Raw genomic sequence first — 17,262 nt, 5'->3', positions numbered from 1 at the left:
ATTTCATTACTTCTTGTGAACATTTGATATTTTAAGTTTCACGCTGCCTAAGCAGCGTGTGCACTTTCATCAAACGTCCACACTTATCGACTGTAAATTTTTAAAGAACTTCAATTCGGTACTGCTTGCAACCGGCGACAAAGCGTTGTGTTTGTCAGTTGCGAAGAAGGAAGATTATGAGGCGTTTCGCCGCTTTCGTCAACCCTCTTTTTTCCTCGCTCACTTCACATTTTCGTGTGTCGTTTTGCGGGGAGGCGAACTATAGCAAAGGGTACTCATGCTGGCAAGGGTAAAATAGCGGTTTCACCGAAACATAAGTACGTCATGTCCATTCTGCTCACTACCCTCAACGCCCGCTACACCCACGCCTCGCTGGGACTGCGCTATCTATTAGCGAATATGGGAGAGCTGCAGGAGCAGACCCGCTTGCAGGAATTCGTCATCGGCGCGAAAACCACCGAGATCGTCGAACGCATCCTGGCGCACGCGCCGCAGATCGTCGGTTTCGGCATCTATATATGGAACGTCGAGGAAACCACCAAAGTCGTCGCCATGCTCAAGCGCGTGGCGCCGCATGTGGTGGTGGTGCTGGGCGGTCCGGAAGTGTCCTACGAATCGAACGAGCAGGAAATCGTCAAGCTGGCCGATTACCTGATTACCGGCTGGGGCGACGTCACCTTCCCCAAGCTGTGCGGCGAGATCATTCACGGCCCCAAGCCGCTGATGAAGATCCACGCCGGCGTGCAACCGCCGATGGCCGAGATCAAACTGCCCTACTTGCTCTACACCGACGACGACATCAAGAACCGCACCATCTATGTGGAAGCGTCGCGCGGCTGCCCGTTCAAGTGCGAGTTCTGCCTGTCTGCACTGGACAAGACGGCGTGGCCGTTCGCGCTGGATAACTTCCTGGCCGAGATGGAGTCGCTGCACGCACGCGGCGCGCGGCTGTTCAAGTTCGTCGACCGCACCTTCAACCTGAATATCAAGACCAGCCTGAAGATCATGCAGTTCTTCCTCGATAAGCTGGAAGCCAACCCGGACGATCCGGTCTACGCCCACTTCGAGCTGGTGCCGGATCACCTGCCGGACGCACTGAAAGAGGGCATCAGCAAATTCCCGCACGGCGCGCTGCAATTCGAGATCGGCATCCAGAGCTTCAACCCGGCGGTTCAGGCACTGGTCAGCCGCAAGCAGGATAACCAGAAAGCCGCCGACAACATCCGCTGGCTGACCGACCACTCCAACGCCCACATGCACGTGGACCTGATCGCCGGCCTGCCCGGCGAAACGGTGGAGAGCTTCGCCGAAGGCTTCAACAAGCTGTGGGCATTGAATCCGCACGAGATCCAGTTCGGCATCCTCAAGCGCCTGCGCGGCACGCCCATCATCCGCCATACGCAGGAATTCGGCCTGGTGTTCGAGCCATACGCGCCGTACACCATCCTCGCCAACCGCGACATTGATTTTCCGACCATGCAGCGCCTGGTGCGCTTCGCGCGCTACTGGGACCTGGTGGCCAACTCCGGCCGCTTCGGCCACACGCTGCCGGTGCTGCTGGGCGACGACGCCTTCGGCCGTTTCATGGCGTTTGCCGACTGGCTGTACGCCAATACCGACGCCACCCACCGCATCGCGCTGGAGCGCCTGGTGGCGATGGTGTGCAAATACCTGCAAAGCCAGGGCATGGACAAGGACGCCGCCGAAGCGCTGCTGGCCAGCGATTATGCGGGCGCCAAGCCAAAACCGGTCGAGACGCCGGCGCCCAAGCGGCAGGCCCGCCGGCTGGCCGCCTGAGTGCGGGAGCGCACCCCGCTGCACATCCATTGGTAGCCGCCGGGGCGAAACTCCCTTAAACTGACGAAATGCCTATTGCCAAAGAGCCCACACTCACTCTCAATCCCGGTGCCGCCAAGGGGCCTTCGGTCGCCGCAGGCGGCACGTGGCAAGTGCACGCGCTGGCGCAGGGCCGGACCATGGCCACCATCACGGCGCTGATCAAGACCCTCAAGGCCGACAACGTCAAATGGGATTTGACGGCGATCGACAGCATGGACCACATCGGCGCCCAGCTGCTGTGGAACGCCTGGGGCAAGACCCGCCCCGCCGAGCTGCAACTGGCGCCCGGCCAGGAAGAATTCTTCAGCCGGCTCGAAACCACCGGCAAGCTCGAACTGCCGCGCCCCCGCGCGCAGCGCCTGACGTGGGTGATGAAGCTGGGCTTCGCGATGCTGCTGTTCTTCGAGCACCTGATCGCCCTGGTCACTTTGATCGGCCTGGTCGTGCAGGAATTCTGGCGCTTCCTGCGCGCGCCCATGCGCGGACCGTGGAAGGAAATCTCCGCCAATATTTTCCACGCCGGCTTCCAGGCGCTGGGCATCACGGCGCTGGTTGGCTTCCTGATCGGCGTGGTGTTCTCGTATCTGTCGGCGCAGCAGCTGCGCAACTTCGGCGGCGACATCTTCCTGGTCAACCTGCTCGGCATGAGCATCATCCGCGAACTGGGCCCGCTGCTGGCGGCGATCCTGGTGGCCGGCCGCTCCGGTTCCTCCATCACCGCGCAACTGGGCGTGATGCGCGTGACCGAGGAACTCGACGCCATGCTGGTGATGGGCATCTCGCACGGCTTCCGCCTGATCATGCCGAAGGTGCTGGCCCTGGCGATCGCCATGCCGCTGCTGGTGATCTGGACCGACACCATCGCGCTGTTGGGCGGCATGGTGTCGGCCAAGGTCGAACTGAATTTGTCGCCGCAGTACTTCATCCTCAAGCTGCCGGACGCGGTGCCGCTGGCGAACTACATGATAGGCCTGGGCAAAGGCGTGGTGTTCGGCATCCTGATCGCGCTGGTGTCCTGCCACTTCGGCCTGCGCATCAAGCCGAACACCGAAAGCCTGGGGCGCGGCACCACCACCTCGGTGGTCACGGCGATCACCGCGGTGATCCTGGCCGACGCCGTGTTTGCGATCGTCTTCAGTGGCGTGGGGTTCTGATGGCCAATCCAGCACTCGTCCCCGCAAAAGCCTGCGGCCCCGGCACCGGCGAACTGACGCTCGACGGCAGCGTCCCCATCGTCGAGATCACCGGTCTGTGGACCAAGTACGGCCGCACCGTGGTGCACCAGGATTTGAATCTTGAGATCGAACAGGGCGAGATCCTGTCCATCGTCGGCGGCTCCGGTACCGGTAAAACCACGCTGCTGCGCCAGATGCTGGGCCTGGAAACGCCGGCGCGCGGCTGCGTGCGCGTGTTCGGCGAAGACATCAGCGAAGTCGGCTCCGAGCAGTTGCAGCAGCTGCGCAACCACTGGGGCATGCTGTTCCAGCAGGGCGCGCTGTATTCGGCGCTGACGGTGTTCGACAACATCGCCCAGCCGATGCGCGAGCTGCACACGCTGCCCGAAGACCTGATCCTCGACGCCGTGCTGCTGAAGATGAACATGGTGGGCCTGGGCCCCGAACAAGCGAACAAGATGCCGTCCGACCTGTCCGGCGGCATGGTCAAGCGCGTGGCGCTGGCGCGCGCGCTGGCGCTCGAACCCAAGCTGCTGTTCCTTGACGAGCCGACCGCAGGCCTCGATCCCGACCTGTCCGAAGCCTTCGTCTCGCTGATCAAATCGCTGCACCGCGAATTGGGGCTGACGGTGGTGATGGTCACCCACGATCTGGACACGCTGTTCGCGCTGTCGACCCGCATCGCCGTGCTGGCCGAAAAACACGTGATCGCACTGGGGCCACTGAAAGAAGTGCTGACGGTCGACCACCCATTCATCAAGGAGTTCTTCCTCGGTGACCGCGGCCGCCGCGCGCTGGAAGCGCTGGACGAAAAAACCAATACGGAGTCCCATTGATGGAAAACAGATCCCACGCACTCACCACCGGCTTCTTCACGATCACGCTGCTGATCGCGGCCATCCTGTTCGGCCTGTGGTTCAACCGCGACCGCGTCGAACGCGCGCCCTACGTCATCGCCACCGCGCAATCGGTGCCGGGCCTGAACCCGCAGGCGCCGGTGCGCTACCGCGGGCTGGAGGTGGGCAAGGTCGCCAGCATCGCCTTCGATCCCAAGATGGCCGGCCAGATCCTGGTCACCCTCAACATCAACACCGACGCGCCGATCACCAGGACCACCTTCGCCACGCTGGGCTACCAGGGCGTGACCGGCATCGCCTTCATCCAGCTCGACGACGACAAGGTCGGCTCGCCGCTGCTGGCCACCAACAGCGACAACCCGGCCCGCATCCCGCTGCGCGCCGGCTTCTTCGACCAGCTGGAAAAGCGCGGCAAGGAAATCCTGACCCAGTCCGAAGAAGTGACGCGCAAGCTGAACAACCTGCTCAGCCCTGAAAACCAGAAGACCATCCTCAGCGCCTTCTCCGACGTCAGCGCCACCGCCAACGCCTACCGCGAACTGCCGGCCAAGCTGGAGCCGACCATCGCCAAGCTGCCGGCGCTGACCGAACAAACGCAGCGCACGCTGAACTCCTTCAACACGCTGGCCACCGATTCCGACCGCCTGGTGAAAACCCTGCAGGCGCCGGACGGCCCGATCGGCCGCATCGCCGCCACCGCCGACCGCATCGGCGGCTCGGTGGAGGCGGTGGCCGGCGGCATAGAACTCGACACGCTGCCGCAAGTGAACTCGCTGTCCGACGACACCAAGGCTTCGATGCGCGCGCTGCGCAAGACCATGAACAAGATTAACGACCGCCCGCAAAGCCTGATCTTCGGTTCGCCCGGCACGCCGCCGGGTCCCGGCGAAGAAGGCTTTTCCGCCTCGTCCAAATAAGGATCACTGAGATGACTACCGCCATCCGCAACGCCATCCTCGTCGCCGCTCTCGGCGCGCTGCTGGGCGCCTGCGCCAGCAAGGGCCAGCCGACCGCGCAATACGATTTCGGCCCGCTGCCTCAAACGCAGACGCCGGCGCAAGCGCCGTCCGCCGTCGGCGCCATCATCGTCGCCGATATCGTCGGCCCGGCGGCGCTGGACACGGAACGCATGCAATACCGCCTGCTGTACGCCGACGCGCGCCAGTCGCGCCCATACGCCTACAACCAGTGGACCGCCACGCCGTTCCAGCTGATGACCCAGCGCATGAAGGCGCGCATCGCGCAGGCCGGCGTCAAGGTGCTGTCGACCACCGACGCCGCCGCCAGCCCCACCGTGCTGCGCATGGAGGTCAACGACTTCGCGCAGAACTTCGACAGCGCCAGCAGCAGCGCCGGCATCATCAGCCTGCGCGCCTCGCTGTTCCGCAACCACAAACTGGTGGACCAGAAGACCTTCAGCCGCAGCAGCCCGGCCCCCAGCCCGGACGCCGCCGGCGGCGCCCAGGCGCTGGCCGCCGCCACCGACGCCGTCACCGCCGATGTGCTGGCATGGCTGACGGCGCTGCCGTCGCAGTAGGAATGACGGAGACCACCACCGTTACGCCGCCTCCGCCAGCGCCGGAGCCGGCCAGCAAGCCGTCGCCGTTCACGCGGGCGGCGCTGCTGGCCTATGTGCTGCTGATCGTCTACGCCAGCTGGTTCCCGTTCTCGGGCTGGCACAACCAGGGATTGTCGCCGCTGATCTTCCTGGAGCACACCAGCATGCCGCGCTACTGGACCAAGTTCGACGCCATCACCAACGTGGTCGGCTACATGCCGCTGGGGACGCTGATCGTCTACGCGCTGTACCCGCGCTTCAAGGGCATCGCGGCCTGGCTGATGGCGGCCGCCGGCGGCGTGCTGATCTCGGGCCTGATGGAGGGCGTGCAGACCTACCTGCCCAGCCGCGTGTCCTCCAACCTGGACTTCTACACCAACGCCGCCGGCTGCGCGCTGGGCGCGGTGATCGGCGTGCTGACCGTGCGCCGCCTGCTCGACCGCAGCCAGTTGCAGCGCCTGCGCCAGGCCTGGTTCGCGCCGCACGCCAGCCAGGGCCTGGTGCTGCTGGCGCTGTGGCCGCTGGCGCAGATGTATCCGCAAAGCTTTCTGTTCGGCCTGGGCCAGCTGCTGCCGATCCTGTCGGAATGGCTGTCGCAGCTGCTCGACACCGAGATCGACCTGGCCAGCTACGTGCGGCCGGACGCCATCCTGACGGTGGAACAATACTGGCTGTCCGAAACCATCATCACCGCCTGCGGCATGGTGGGCGCGGCGCTGACCCTGCTGTGCCTGCTGCGCAAGCCGGCCCCGCGCGGCCTGCTGGTGGTTGCCATGATAGGCGCGGCCATCGTCGTCAAGGCGCTGGCGACGGCGCTGCTGTTCTCGCCGGAAAACGCCTTCGTCTGGGTCACGCCGGGCGCCGAGGGCGGCTTCCTGATCGGCGCCATCATGCTGGCCGGCCTGACCTTCGCGCCGCACGTGGCGCAGCGGCGGCTGGCGGTCACCACGTTGTTGCTGAGCCTGGTGATCGTCAACACCACCCCGGCCAACCCGTATTTCGTCGCCACCTTGCAGACCTGGGTGCAAGGCAAGTTCCTCAACTTCAACGGCGCGGCGCAATTCCTGACCTTGCTGTGGCCCTTCTTCGCGGTCTGGTTCCTGTGGCTGCCCTCACACAAGCTCAATAAGCCCTGAGCGGGTATCATAGCGGCTACAACTTTCCCCGAGATACAGCGATGAGCGATACACCCTATTTCAAGCATCACGTCTTTTTCTGCATGAACAAGCGTGACGACGGCCGTAACAGCTGCGGCGACCACGGCGCGGAAACCGCGCAAAAACACGCCAAGAAGCGCTGCAAGGAACTCAACATCAACGGCCAGGGCAATGTCCGCATCAACCAGGCCGGCTGCCTGGACCGTTGCGAAGAAGGCCCGGTGCTGGTGGTCTATCCCGAAGGCACCTGGTACACCTACGTCGACACCAGCGACATCGATGAAATCATCGACACTCATCTGGTGCAGGGCAAGGTTGTCGACCGTCTCAAAATCTGAAGAGCTCTATGAACAAGAACGAAAAATTCACCCTGGCCGGCGGCGCCGGCCAAATGGAAGGCATCCTCGACTATCCGAAGAGCGCGCCGCGCGGCGTCGCGCTGGTGGCCCATCCGCATCCGCTGTACGGCGGCACCATGGACAACAAGGTCGCCGTGACGCTGGCGCGCACCTTCGTCAACCTGGGCTACGTGGTGGCGCGCATCAACTTCCGCGGCGTCGGCGCCTCCGAGGGTGTGCATGACCACGGCCACGGCGAGACCGACGACATGGCCGTGCTGCATGCCTGGATGACGGCCAAGTATCCGGGCCTGCCGGTGGCGCTGTCGGGCTTCTCGTTCGGCACCTTCGTGCAATCGCAGCTGGCGCAGCGCCTGGCCGCCGCCGGCACGCCGGCCGAGCGCCTGGTGCTGGTCGGCGCCGCCGCCAAGAAATGGGAAATGGCCACGATCCCGGCCGACACCATCCTGATCCACGGCGAAAACGACGACACCATCCCGCTGATCGACGTGCTGGACTGGCTGCGTCCGCAGGACATCCCGGTGATCGTGATCCCGGGCGCCGACCACTTTTTCCACCGCAAACTCCAGCACATCAAGAGCTGGGTGACGCAGCTGTGGCACCGCGACACCGATGTTGCCGAGACGGAAACGGACACCGCAGCGGCCGACTAACGCCCTATAATCCCTACGCCTTTAACTTTTCACCGAATAAAGCAACCCATGAAAAAAATTATCGCGGCACTGGCCACCAGTGTGATGTTGATGTCCGCCGCCGTCGCCCAAACCCTGCCGCCGCCGACCATCGCCGCCAAATCCTGGCTGCTGCTGGACGCCACCAGCGGCCAGATCATCGCCTCGCAAGACCCGAACGCCCGCATCGAGCCAGCCTCGCTGACCAAGATCATGACGGCCTACGTCACCTTCGGCGCGCTGCGCGACAAGAAAATTGACCTGAAACAGATGGTCAACGTCTCCACCAAGGCGTGGAAGGTCGATTCGAGCAGCTCCAAGATGTTCATCGACCCGGCCACGCCGGTCAGCATCAACGACCTGCTGTACGGCCTGATGGTGCAGTCGGGTAACGACGCCGCCGTCGCGCTGGCCGAAGCGGTCGCCGGCGACGAGTCCGCCTTCGTGGTGATGATGAACAAGGAAGCCCAGCGCATGGGCCTGACCAACACCCACTTCGCCAACCCGCACGGCCTGCCGAGCCCGGAAAACTATTCGACCGCACAAGACCTGTCGGTGCTGGCCAAGCGCGTGATCCTGGACTTCCCGGAGTTCTACAAGATCGATTCGGTCAAGAGCTTCACCTACAACAAGATCACCCAGCCCAACCGCAACCGCCTGCTGTGGCTGGATCCTACCGTGGACGGCATGAAGACCGGCCACACCGAAGCGGCCGGCTACTGCATGATCGCCTCGGCGCACCGTCCGAACGGCGCCGGCGAGCGCCGCCTGGTGTCGGTGGTGCTGGGCACCACGTCCGACCAGTCGCGCACGCAGGAGAGCCAGAAGCTGCTGAACTGGGGCTTCCAGAACTTCGACACGGTCAAGCTGTACTCCAAGGGCCAGGCCATCGCCACGCCGGAGATCTGGAAGGGTTCCAAGGGCGCGGTCAAGATCGGCTTCGCCAACGACGTGCTGGTGACGGTGCCGAAGGGCGTGGCCGCCAAGATGAAGCCGCTGCTGGAGCGCAAGGACCCGCTGGTCGCGCCGCTGGCCGAGAACAGCCGCGTCGGTTCGCTGAAGATGATGGTGGACGGCAAGCCGCTGCTGGAGCTGCCGGTGGTGGCGCTGGAAACCGTCGATCAAGCCTCGATCTTCGGCCGCGCCTGGGATTCGATCCGCCTCTGGCTGAAATAAACCCGCACTGCCCACCGGGGTCTGACCCGCCGGGTCAGCCCCCCGCTACGCTTGGGGGTGGCGGCTATCAGTCGTCGTTGGCGTGGGTGTGCTGCATCGATTCCTGCGCCCACTTGAAGGCCGCCTGGCCGACCATGCCCAGCCCATCCATGTCCAGCCCCTCCTTCTCGGCGATCTCCAGCGCCCGATCGACCTTGTCGCGCTCGAGCAGCAGCACGATCGTCAGATACGGCCCGTAGACCCCATCACTGTTGAGCAGCACGTCGCGGATATCGTCCGACAGATGCATCTTGTCGACCAGGTTGGCCATCGGCACACCGAGCAAGACGTCGAACAGCGACAGCAATCCCACCAGGAACAATTCGTCGCGCTGGGCCTGCGGCAGCTTGCTGCACGTCTCCAGGAAGCGCGCGCGCGTCAGCGCCACTTCCAGCAGCGATTCATCGCGCGCCTGGTTGGCGCCGCCGCCCAGGCGGAACATCGACACCGTCAAACCCCGGTACAACTGATTGCGCCCCAGCACCATGAACGCTTGCTGCAAGCTGGTCACCTTGGTGGTCTGGCCGTTGCTCGGCGCGTTGGCCCATTGCAGCACCTGGTAGGTCATGCCGGGATCGCGCTTGGCCACTTCGATCATGGCCGGCAGCTCGGCGTCGGTGCGCAGCAGGTTGAGCAGCTCGATCGAGGTCATGCGGCTCTGGTCGACCTTGGCGTCCGGGTCCACCTTGTCGCTGGTGGTCAGGAAGTGGCCCATGAAGTAGTTGCAGCCCCACGACATGCACATGCGCTGCTCGTCCCACGATTCGACGCCGTCGACCGCCAGCTTCATGTCGGGATAGCGCATGCGCAGCTGCTTGATCAGGGACTGGAAGTCGGCCAGCGTATGGTCGCCCAGCGACAGCATGGCGACGTCGCACACCGCCAGCAGCGGCGCGTCGGCCGGGTCCAGCGAAATGCCGCGCAGCGCCACCTTGCAGCCGGTCTCGCGCAGCGCCGTCATGCGGCCGGCGATCTGCTCCACCGGCAGGCTGGCGCCCTTGCGGTCGAGCATGAAAACGGTGTGCGGCGCCACCAGCGGCGCATGGCGGTTGAAGATCACGGCGTCCATGCTCAGCTGCACCAGCGCGATGCGGTTCTGGGCAAACTGCGGCAGCCGGGCCGCGACCAGGGTCTCGATCAGCACCGGCTCCGGCAGCGGCGCGCGGTTGCCGCCGAAGGGCACGGAAAAGCGGTAGCCGCACAGGCGGTGGCGTTCGTCGACGATCTCGGCGCGCACCACGATCGCCTCGGGGTCGCCGTCATGTTCGGGTGCTGGGGCGGGCGCTGGCGCCGCCTTGGCGGGCGTGGCGGCCGGCGCCGGCACGGGTTCCGGTTTGGTTTTCAGAAACGATAAGAAGCCCACTTGCTGACCCTCCTTCACCGTATATTACTTTCGATCATACAATGAAAAACCGGGCGAAAAACGCTCCCCGCCGAAAAATTCATTGCCAGACGAACACTAGCCGGCGTAACTAAAGTACAAGCTTGCCGCTATAATCTCGCCACTCCCCTCACCCCTGAAAGTGCGACCATGAGCTACGCCCCGCCGACCGACCTGACCTGCCCCGCCATCGTCACCAGCAAAGGCGGGCTGACCCTGTCGCGCATCGTGGCCGGCATGTGGCGCATAAACGAGTGGCAGCTGACGCCGCAGCAGCGCGTCGGTTTCATCGAGCAATGCCTGGCCCTGGGCGTCACCAGTTTCGACCATGCCGACATTTACGGCGGCTACGGCGTCGAGGCGCTGTTCGGCGAGGCGCTGGCGCTGCAACCGTCGCTGCGCGCGCGCATGCAGCTGGTGAGCAAGTGCGGCATCAAGCTGGTCAACGAGGCGCGACCGCAACACACCATCCAGCACTACGACACCAGCGCCAGCCACATCGTCGCCTCGGCGGAAAACTCGCTGCGCCAGCTGGGCACCGACCACCTGGACCTGCTGCTGATCCACCGCCCGGACCCGCTGATGGATTTCGACGAAATCGCCGGCGCCTTCGAACAGCTGCGCCAGGCCGGCAAGGTGCGGCACTTCGGCGTGTCCAACTTCAGCCGCCACCAGTTCGAGTGCCTGAACCGCCGCATTCCGCTGGCGACCAACCAGGTCGAGTTCTCGCCGCTGTGCGTGGCGCCGCTGTTCGACCAAACCTTCGACGGCCTGCAAGACCTGGGCGTGGCGCCGATGATCTGGTCGCCGCTGGCCGGCGGCCGCCTGTTCAGCCGCGACGACGCCGACGGCAGCCGCGTGCGCGCGGCGATCCAGAAGGTGGCCGACGAGCTGGGGCGCCCGTTCGGCAGCGTGGTGTTTGCGTGGATTATGCAGCTGCCTAGCCGGCCGCTGCCTTTGACCGGCTCGGGCCGCATCCAGGCGGTGGCCGAGGCGGTGGAGGCGACCCAGTTCAGCCTGAGCCGCAGCCAGTGGTTCGAGATCCTGCGCGCAGCGCGCGGCCACGAAGTGGCGTAACGCTACCCCGCACGGCCGTGCGGGGGCGGACCCCGCGGGGTCCGCCCCCTAAGTGGCACGGCCAGCGTATCGCTCAGGGCTTGCCGGGTTGATGTCAGTCTTCATAGACGCGCGGCGGCGCGATGCCGCGCCAGCCCTGCCGCCACGCCAGGTTCAGCGCCAGCGTGCCGGCGATGTAGACGGCGAAGAACAGCGCGAAGTACATGGCCTGCAACCAGGCCAGCAAGCCCAGGTTGACCACCAGCAGCACCAGCGCGGCCTTGCTTTTCTTTTGCTTGGAGCTGGGGAAGCGCACGGTGGTCACCATCAGCCCGCCCACCACGAACAGCAGCGCGACGATCAGGCCGCCATGCAGCACCGTGGCCGCCGGGTCCGGCCACGCCACCACCACCGAGGCCACGCAGGCCGCGCCCGCCGTGCTCGGCATGCCGACGAAATAGCGCGGATCGGTGCGACCGACGTTCACATTGAAACGCGCCAGGCGCAGCGCGCCGCAGGCGACGAAAAAGAAACTGGCGATGCCGCCCACCCGCAGCAGGGTCGGATGGTCGACGCCCAGCTGCACGAAGCCGTAACAATACAACAGCAATGCCGGCGCGCAGCCGAAGTTCATCATGTCGGCCAGCGAGTCGAGCTGCATGCCGAATGCGGAGGCGGTGTTGGTGGCGCGCGCGACCAGGCCGTCGAGCGCGTCGAACACCCCGGCCAGTACCAGCAGCACGGCGGCCAGCCGGTAGTCATGGGCGGATCCGACCAGGGCGTTGTCGACCGAGATCACGATGCTGCCGAAGCCGCAGGCGATCGACATCAGGGTGACCAGGCTGGGCAAGGCGAACTTGGCGCGCTGTACGCGCGCATGGTGTAATGGCTTCAAATTGGGGCAATCAAAAAAACGCCGCGTAGCACAGCAAACGACAAGCTTACCATTTTAACCCGCTGTCCCCCTTGTTCATACCGGGTGCTGCCAGACTGAAATCTGGCATAAAATTGCTACAGCCGGCCACGGCCCGGCGGCACACTGCACAGGAGTTCCCATGATGACCCACCGTCGATGCGCCCCCGCGCTGTCCGCCCTGCTGCTGGCCCCGCTGTTGAGCCTGCTTTTGTCCGCTTGCGGCGGCGGTGGCGGCGGCGCCTCCACCAGCGGCAGCCCCGGCGTCACGCCGCCCGACCTGACCCAGTCGCCGGGCGCCCCCGTGTTCACCGGCAACACCGCGCTCGACGGCTACGACTGGATCAACTACCGGCGCGCGCAGCTGGGCCTGTCCGCGCTGGCGCGCAACGCCGGCATCGACGCCGCGGCCCAAAGCCATTCCAACTACCAGCGCCTGAACAACACCGTCAGCCACGAGCAGACGCCCGGCCTGCCCGGCTTCACCGGCGTCACCCTGTTCGACCGCCTGACCAGCGCCGGCTACAAGGTCACGCTGCCGTATGCGATCGGCGAAGTGATTTCCGCCACCAGCAACCCGTCCGGCTTTTACCAGGCGGAGGAATTGATCACCGCGATCTACCACCGCTTCGTGATGTTCGAGCCGGTGTTCAAGGAAATCGGCACCGGCGCCGCCACCACCAGCGCCAACTACACCTATTTCACCGCCGACCTGACCGCCGTCGGCGGCTACGGCGCCGGCCTGGGCGCCGGCCGCATCGTCAACTACCCGGCCGCCAACCAGGGCGGCGTGCCGGTCAACTTCTTCAGCGACAGCGAATCGCCCGACCCGGTGCCGGGACGCAACGAGGTCGGCTATCCGATCAGCGTCCACGCCGACACCATCCGCGCCGGCGTCGGCGTGACGGTGCAAAGCTTCACGGTGGCGCCGCGCGGCGGCGCCGCGCTGGACGTGCGCCTGCTCAGCCACGCGGCCGACCCCCAGACGCCCGAGACCGCCGCCGCCATCGTGCCGCTGGCGCCGCTCAAGAGCGCCACCGTCTACGACGTCAGCTTCAGCGGCGTGGTGGCCGGCGTGGCGGTGACGCGCAACTGGTCGTTCACCACCCGATGAACGCGTGCGCCGACGCCGTGCTGGACGTGGCCGGCGGCCTGCGGCAGTTGATGGGCGACTACGCGCTGTACCTGAACATCGTGCGGCGCTTCCAGCAGCGCTATCATGCGGCCGCGGCCGAGGTGGGCGCGGCGCTGGCGGCCGGCGACCACGCCGGCGCGCTGCGCATCGTCCACACCGTCAAGGGCGCGGCCGGCATGATCGGGGCGCAACAGGTGCAGCGGCTGGCGGCCGCGCTGGAGGCGGCGTCCTGCGCCGCGCCGCTGGCGCCGCTGGAACGGGCGCTGGCGCAGCTGATGCAGGCCATCGCCACGCTGCTGGCGGCCGAGGGCCCGCCGGACAGCGCGGCCGTGCCGGCCACGGCGCCGGACGCGCGCATGCTGGTGCAGCACCTGGCGCGGCTGCTGGAGGAAGGCGATGGGGCGGCGATCGATGTGCTGGAACAGTCGGCCACGGTGCTGGCCGCCGCGCTGGGCGTGGCGCGCTTCGAGCGCGTGACGAGCGCGGCCCACCAGTTCGATTTCGAGACGGCGCTGGTGCAGCTGCGCGCAGAGCCGGCCTAAGCTCAGCGGCTCAGCGGCTCAGCGGGTATATTCCTTTTCCTCGTCGAAGGCGTCGGCGCACTCCTTGTCGCAGAAGCGGCGCACATTGTCCAACGGTTTGTCGCAATACCAGCAGGCGCCCTTGGGCGGCAGCGTCTGCCGGGTGCGCGCGGGCGCGGGCGGCGCCGTGGCGGACGGCGCTACGCCGGCGCCATCATCCGGTACGCTCTCTTGTGTCGGTTCCACGATCGCCTCCTTTCCAGGCAGTGCTCAGGTCCACGTTTGCAAGATTACTTCAGCGGAATATCCGATGTATGAGAATTCTCAACCAAATCATGATAGCAGGTTCGGCATGGCGGCCCCAGGCGTCAAAAGCCCAAAACCGTGGTTGCCCAGCCGCACCGCAAGCGCTGTAGAATGAGGAAAAATTTATTAATGGAAAAGTAGAAAATGATAGTGAGTCCGACAGGCAACATCGGGCCGCGAATTTTCGTGACTTGCTGGCCATCCCGGGGCAAACTCGATCACCATCGACCGGCATTCCCGCCGTCCCGACGGCGTCGATAAAGCCCCCAGCGATCCATGACTTGCGCGCCTGCCCCGCCCCGGCAACACGCTCCCGGCGTGCGCGCCAGCCTTGCGCTCCTGGCCATCGCTTGCATCTTGCCAGTCGTTATCGTGACCGCCTTCCTGATCGTCCATTTCTATGACCGCGAGCGCACGCAGCTGATCGACAACACCATCAGCCGCGCCCGCTCCATCATCATCGCCACCGACCGCGACATCGAAAGCACCCAGCTGGCGCTGCAAACGCTGAGCACCTCGAACATGCTGCTCAACCAGGACTTGCGCGGCTTCCACCAGCGCGCCACCGGCCTGGTGGACAAGCTGGGCGCCGACAGCATCATCCTGATCGACACCGACGGCACCCTGCTGCTGTCGACCCGCCGTCCGTACGGCGCGCCGCTGGCCAAGCTGGGACGGGCGCCGCTGCTGCAGCGCATCCTGGCCAGCGGCCGGCCGGGCGTGTCCGACATGTTCATCGGCCCGCTGGTCGGGCGGCCCATCTTCGTGGTCGGCGTGCCGGTGATGCGCGCCGGCGCCATCGTCATGACGCTCAACGCGGTCTTCACGCCGCAGCGCCTGCAACACGTGCTGAACGAGCAAAAGCTGGCGGCCAACTGGCGCGCCAGCGTGCTCGACACCGAGGGCCGGGTGGCCACCCGCTCGCACGACCAGGACACCTACGCCGGCCGCCAGGTCAGCGCCGAGCTGCGCCGGCAGCTGGCCAGCGCCAGCGAATCGGGCCTGAAAACCCGCACGCTGGACGGGCAGGACGTCTACGTGGTCTACAGCCGCTCGACCCGCACCGGCTGGAGCGCCGTGCTGGGCATTCCAAGCGAGCAGCTCACGGCCAGCCTGTACCGCACGCTGGCCTGGCTGGTGTCGGTCACGCTCGCCGCGCTGGGCGCCGGCATGGCGCTGGCGTGGCTGCTGGGCGGGCGCATCGCCCGTTCGGTGCAGGCGCTGGTGGCGCCGGCGCGCGCGGTCGGCGCCGGCGCCGAGCTGGCGCTGCCGCCGCTGCACTTCCGCGAAGCCAGGCAGCTGGGCCAGGCCCTGCGCGAGGCCGCGCTCAGCGTGCGGCAAGCCCGCGCCGACATGCGCGAAAGCGAGCAGCGCCTGGCGCTGGCGGCCAACGCCGCCCACCTGGGCATCTGGACCCGCGAGCTGAGCGACCAGCTGATCTGGTGCTCGGAGCAGTGGCGCGCGCTGTTCGGCTTCGCGCCGGAGCAACAGCTGACGCTGGCCGACCTGCTGGCCAAGGTGCACCCGGACGACCGCGCCGCCGTCCAGCGCACCCTCAGCCACGCCCAGCACGGCGCGCCGCGCTACGACATGGAATACCGCGTGCTGCTGGCCGGCGGCGAGCAGCGCTGGATAGGCTCGCACGGCAGCATCGAGCACGACGGGCAGGGCCGGCCGCTGCGGGTGCGCGGCGTGTCGCTCGACATCACCCAGCGCAAACAGGCCGAGCTGGAGCTGCAGCAAAAGCAGAAGGAAGTCACCCACCTGGCGCGGGTGGCCATGCTGGGCGAGCTGTCGGGCGCGCTGGCGCACGAACTGAACCAGCCGCTGACGGCCATCCTCAGCAACGCCCAGGCGGCCCGCCGCTTCCTGGCGCAGCCGGCGCCCGACCTGGCCGAGGTGGCCGAGATCCTGGACGACATCGTCGACGAGGACAAGCGCGCCGGCGACATCATCCAGCGCCTGCGGCGCCTGTTCGGCAAGCAGGACATGCCGCGCCAGCGGCTGGCCGCCGCCGGGCTGGTGGACGACGTGATCGGCCTGGTGCGCAACGACCTGATCCACCACGGCCTGACCGTGCGCACCGAACTGGACGAGCAAGCGCTGACGCTCAGCGCCGATCCCGTGCAGCTGCAACAGGTGCTGATCAACCTGCTGATGAACGCCTGCGACGCCCAGGCCGCGCCGGCGCACGCGGACCGCGTGATCGTGCTGCGCTGCGCGCGCGACGGCGACGCCGTGCAGTTCAGCGTGATCGACCGCGGCGCCGGCATCGCGCCCGACATCCTGGCGCGCATCTTCGATCCCTTCTACACCACCAAGGCGCGCGGCATGGGGCTGGGGCTGTCGATCTGCCGCAGCATCGCCACCGCCCACCACGGCACGCTGTGGGCGCACAACAACCCCGACGGCGGCGCCAGCTTCCACCTGCGCCTGCCGCTGGCCGAAGGCGCGCCATGAGCGGCGAACAGCGGGTGTTCCTGGTCGACGACCAGCCGGCCGTGCTGAAGGCGCTGGCGCGGCTGCTGGGCGCGGCCGGCTTCGCGGTGCAGCCCTACGCCAGCGCCCGCGCCTTCCTCGACGCGCTGCCTGCGGACGGCGCCGACGGCTGCCTGGTGCTGGACCTGTCGATGCCGGAGATGGACGGCCTGGCGCTGCAACAGGCGCTGGCCGGGCGCGCCAGCACCCTGCCCATCATCTTCCTGACCGGCCACGGCGACATCGACACCGGCGTGCGCGCGATGAAGCTGGGCGCGGCCGACTTCCTGACCAAGCCGGTCGACGACGAGCGGCTGATCGCCGCCATCCACGCGGCGCTGGCCCAGCACCGCCAGGCGCGCAGCGCGGGCGCCGAGCTCGACGAGATCCGCCAGCGGCTGGCCACACTCACCCCGCGCGAGACCGAGGTGCTGCACCTGATCATCGAAGGCTTGCTCAACAAGCAGGTGGCGGCCGCGCTGGGCACGGTGGAAAAGACCGTCAAGGTGCACCGCGCGCGCGTGATGGCGAAAATGCAGGTGCGCTCGGTGACGGCGCTGGTGCGCCTGGTCGACCGCGCGCGCCACGGCTAGCCGGCGGTATTGGCCCAAGGTCCAATAGCCGCGCCGTTGCCGCCGGGC

Annotated in this window: 17 protein-coding genes; 14 read left to right on the top strand and 3 right to left on the bottom strand. The window is 66.5% G+C overall.

Annotated elements, in window-relative coordinates:
* The first annotated feature begins 324 nt into the window (after positions 1-324).
* From RUGAMON1_RS30055 to RUGAMON1_RS30015, 9 genes are all read left to right on the top strand, one after another.
* Complete coding sequence (locus tag RUGAMON1_RS30055) at positions 325-1,797, top strand: B12-binding domain-containing radical SAM protein (RefSeq protein WP_445233956.1); 1,473 nt, start codon at positions 325-327, stop codon at positions 1,795-1,797.
* Between the two features lie 68 nt (positions 1,798-1,865).
* Complete coding sequence (locus RUGAMON1_RS30050; RefSeq protein ID WP_445233955.1) at positions 1,866-2,993, top strand: MlaE family ABC transporter permease; 1,128 nt, start codon at positions 1,866-1,868, stop codon at positions 2,991-2,993.
* A complete protein-coding gene (locus RUGAMON1_RS30045) occupies positions 2,993-3,850 on the top strand; it encodes an ABC transporter ATP-binding protein (protein WP_445233954.1) in 858 nt (285 codons plus the stop codon). Before RUGAMON1_RS30050 ends, RUGAMON1_RS30045 begins: the two co-directional genes overlap by 1 nt.
* On the top strand, positions 3,850-4,788 hold the full coding sequence (locus RUGAMON1_RS30040; RefSeq protein WP_445233953.1) for an MlaD family protein: 939 nt from the start codon (positions 3,850-3,852) through the stop codon (positions 4,786-4,788). Before RUGAMON1_RS30045 ends, RUGAMON1_RS30040 begins: the two co-directional genes overlap by 1 nt.
* 11 nt (positions 4,789-4,799) lie before the next feature.
* On the top strand, positions 4,800-5,408 hold the full coding sequence (locus RUGAMON1_RS30035) for an ABC-type transport auxiliary lipoprotein family protein (RefSeq protein WP_445233952.1): 609 nt from the start codon (positions 4,800-4,802) through the stop codon (positions 5,406-5,408).
* 2 nt (positions 5,409-5,410) lie between these two features.
* Positions 5,411-6,565 carry a VanZ family protein gene (locus RUGAMON1_RS30030; protein ID WP_445233951.1) on the top strand — a complete coding sequence of 385 codons (1,155 nt, stop codon included), beginning with the start codon at positions 5,411-5,413 and terminating at the stop codon, positions 6,563-6,565.
* A 41-nt stretch (positions 6,566-6,606) separates the two neighbouring features.
* Positions 6,607-6,924 (top strand): (2Fe-2S) ferredoxin domain-containing protein, encoded by a 318-nt coding sequence (locus tag RUGAMON1_RS30025; protein ID WP_116994064.1) that lies wholly within the window; start codon positions 6,607-6,609, stop codon positions 6,922-6,924.
* Positions 6,925-6,932: 8 nt separating this feature from the next.
* Entirely contained in the window at positions 6,933-7,598 is a 666-nt protein-coding gene (locus RUGAMON1_RS30020) for an alpha/beta hydrolase (RefSeq protein WP_445233950.1), read from the top strand.
* A 48-nt stretch (positions 7,599-7,646) separates the two neighbouring features.
* A complete protein-coding gene (locus RUGAMON1_RS30015) occupies positions 7,647-8,792 on the top strand; it encodes a D-alanyl-D-alanine carboxypeptidase family protein (RefSeq protein WP_445233949.1) in 1,146 nt (381 codons plus the stop codon).
* Between the two features lie 67 nt (positions 8,793-8,859).
* Here the strand turns inward: RUGAMON1_RS30015 and RUGAMON1_RS30010 are convergent, their stop codons facing one another.
* Complete coding sequence (locus RUGAMON1_RS30010) at positions 8,860-10,194, bottom strand: EAL and HDOD domain-containing protein (protein WP_445233948.1); 1,335 nt, start codon at positions 10,192-10,194, stop codon at positions 8,860-8,862.
* Positions 10,195-10,362: 168 nt separating this feature from the next.
* Between RUGAMON1_RS30010 and RUGAMON1_RS30005 the strand changes: the two genes are divergently transcribed.
* Positions 10,363-11,289 carry an aldo/keto reductase gene (locus RUGAMON1_RS30005; RefSeq protein WP_445233947.1) on the top strand — a complete coding sequence of 309 codons (927 nt, stop codon included), beginning with the start codon at positions 10,363-10,365 and terminating at the stop codon, positions 11,287-11,289.
* 94 nt (positions 11,290-11,383) lie between these two features.
* On the opposite strand, the gene pssA is transcribed toward RUGAMON1_RS30005, so the two are convergent.
* Positions 11,384-12,163: a CDP-diacylglycerol--serine O-phosphatidyltransferase gene (pssA, locus tag RUGAMON1_RS30000; protein WP_445233946.1), complete on the bottom strand. Its 780-nt coding sequence runs from the start codon at positions 12,161-12,163 to the stop codon at positions 11,384-11,386.
* A gap of 160 nt (positions 12,164-12,323) precedes the next feature.
* Between pssA and RUGAMON1_RS29995 the strand changes: the two genes are divergently transcribed.
* Positions 12,324-13,295, top strand: a complete 972-nt coding sequence (locus tag RUGAMON1_RS29995; protein WP_445233945.1) for a CAP domain-containing protein — start codon at positions 12,324-12,326, stop codon at positions 13,293-13,295.
* Positions 13,292-13,858: an Hpt domain-containing protein gene (locus RUGAMON1_RS29990; RefSeq protein ID WP_445233944.1), complete on the top strand. Its 567-nt coding sequence runs from the start codon at positions 13,292-13,294 to the stop codon at positions 13,856-13,858. The genes RUGAMON1_RS29995 and RUGAMON1_RS29990 overlap by 4 nt, the downstream gene beginning before the upstream one ends.
* 18 nt (positions 13,859-13,876) lie before the next feature.
* On the opposite strand, the gene RUGAMON1_RS29985 is transcribed toward RUGAMON1_RS29990, so the two are convergent.
* A complete protein-coding gene (locus RUGAMON1_RS29985; protein ID WP_445233943.1) occupies positions 13,877-14,083 on the bottom strand; it encodes a hypothetical protein in 207 nt (68 codons plus the stop codon).
* A 417-nt stretch (positions 14,084-14,500) separates the two neighbouring features.
* On the opposite strand from RUGAMON1_RS29985, the gene RUGAMON1_RS29980 reads away from it, so the two are divergent.
* Together RUGAMON1_RS29980 and RUGAMON1_RS29975 are read left to right on the top strand one after the other, a co-directional pair.
* Positions 14,501-16,603: a sensor histidine kinase gene (locus RUGAMON1_RS29980; RefSeq protein WP_445233942.1), complete on the top strand. Its 2,103-nt coding sequence runs from the start codon at positions 14,501-14,503 to the stop codon at positions 16,601-16,603.
* Entirely contained in the window at positions 16,600-17,214 is a 615-nt protein-coding gene (locus tag RUGAMON1_RS29975; protein WP_445233941.1) for a response regulator transcription factor, read from the top strand. The genes RUGAMON1_RS29980 and RUGAMON1_RS29975 overlap by 4 nt, the downstream gene beginning before the upstream one ends.
* The last annotated feature ends 48 nt before the right edge of the window (positions 17,215-17,262 follow it).

This window comes from Duganella rhizosphaerae, assembly GCF_040364205.1.
Lineage (GTDB): Bacteria > Pseudomonadota > Gammaproteobacteria > Burkholderiales > Burkholderiaceae_D > Rugamonas > Rugamonas rhizosphaerae.
This window is presented reverse-complemented; position numbering and strand designations above follow the sequence as displayed.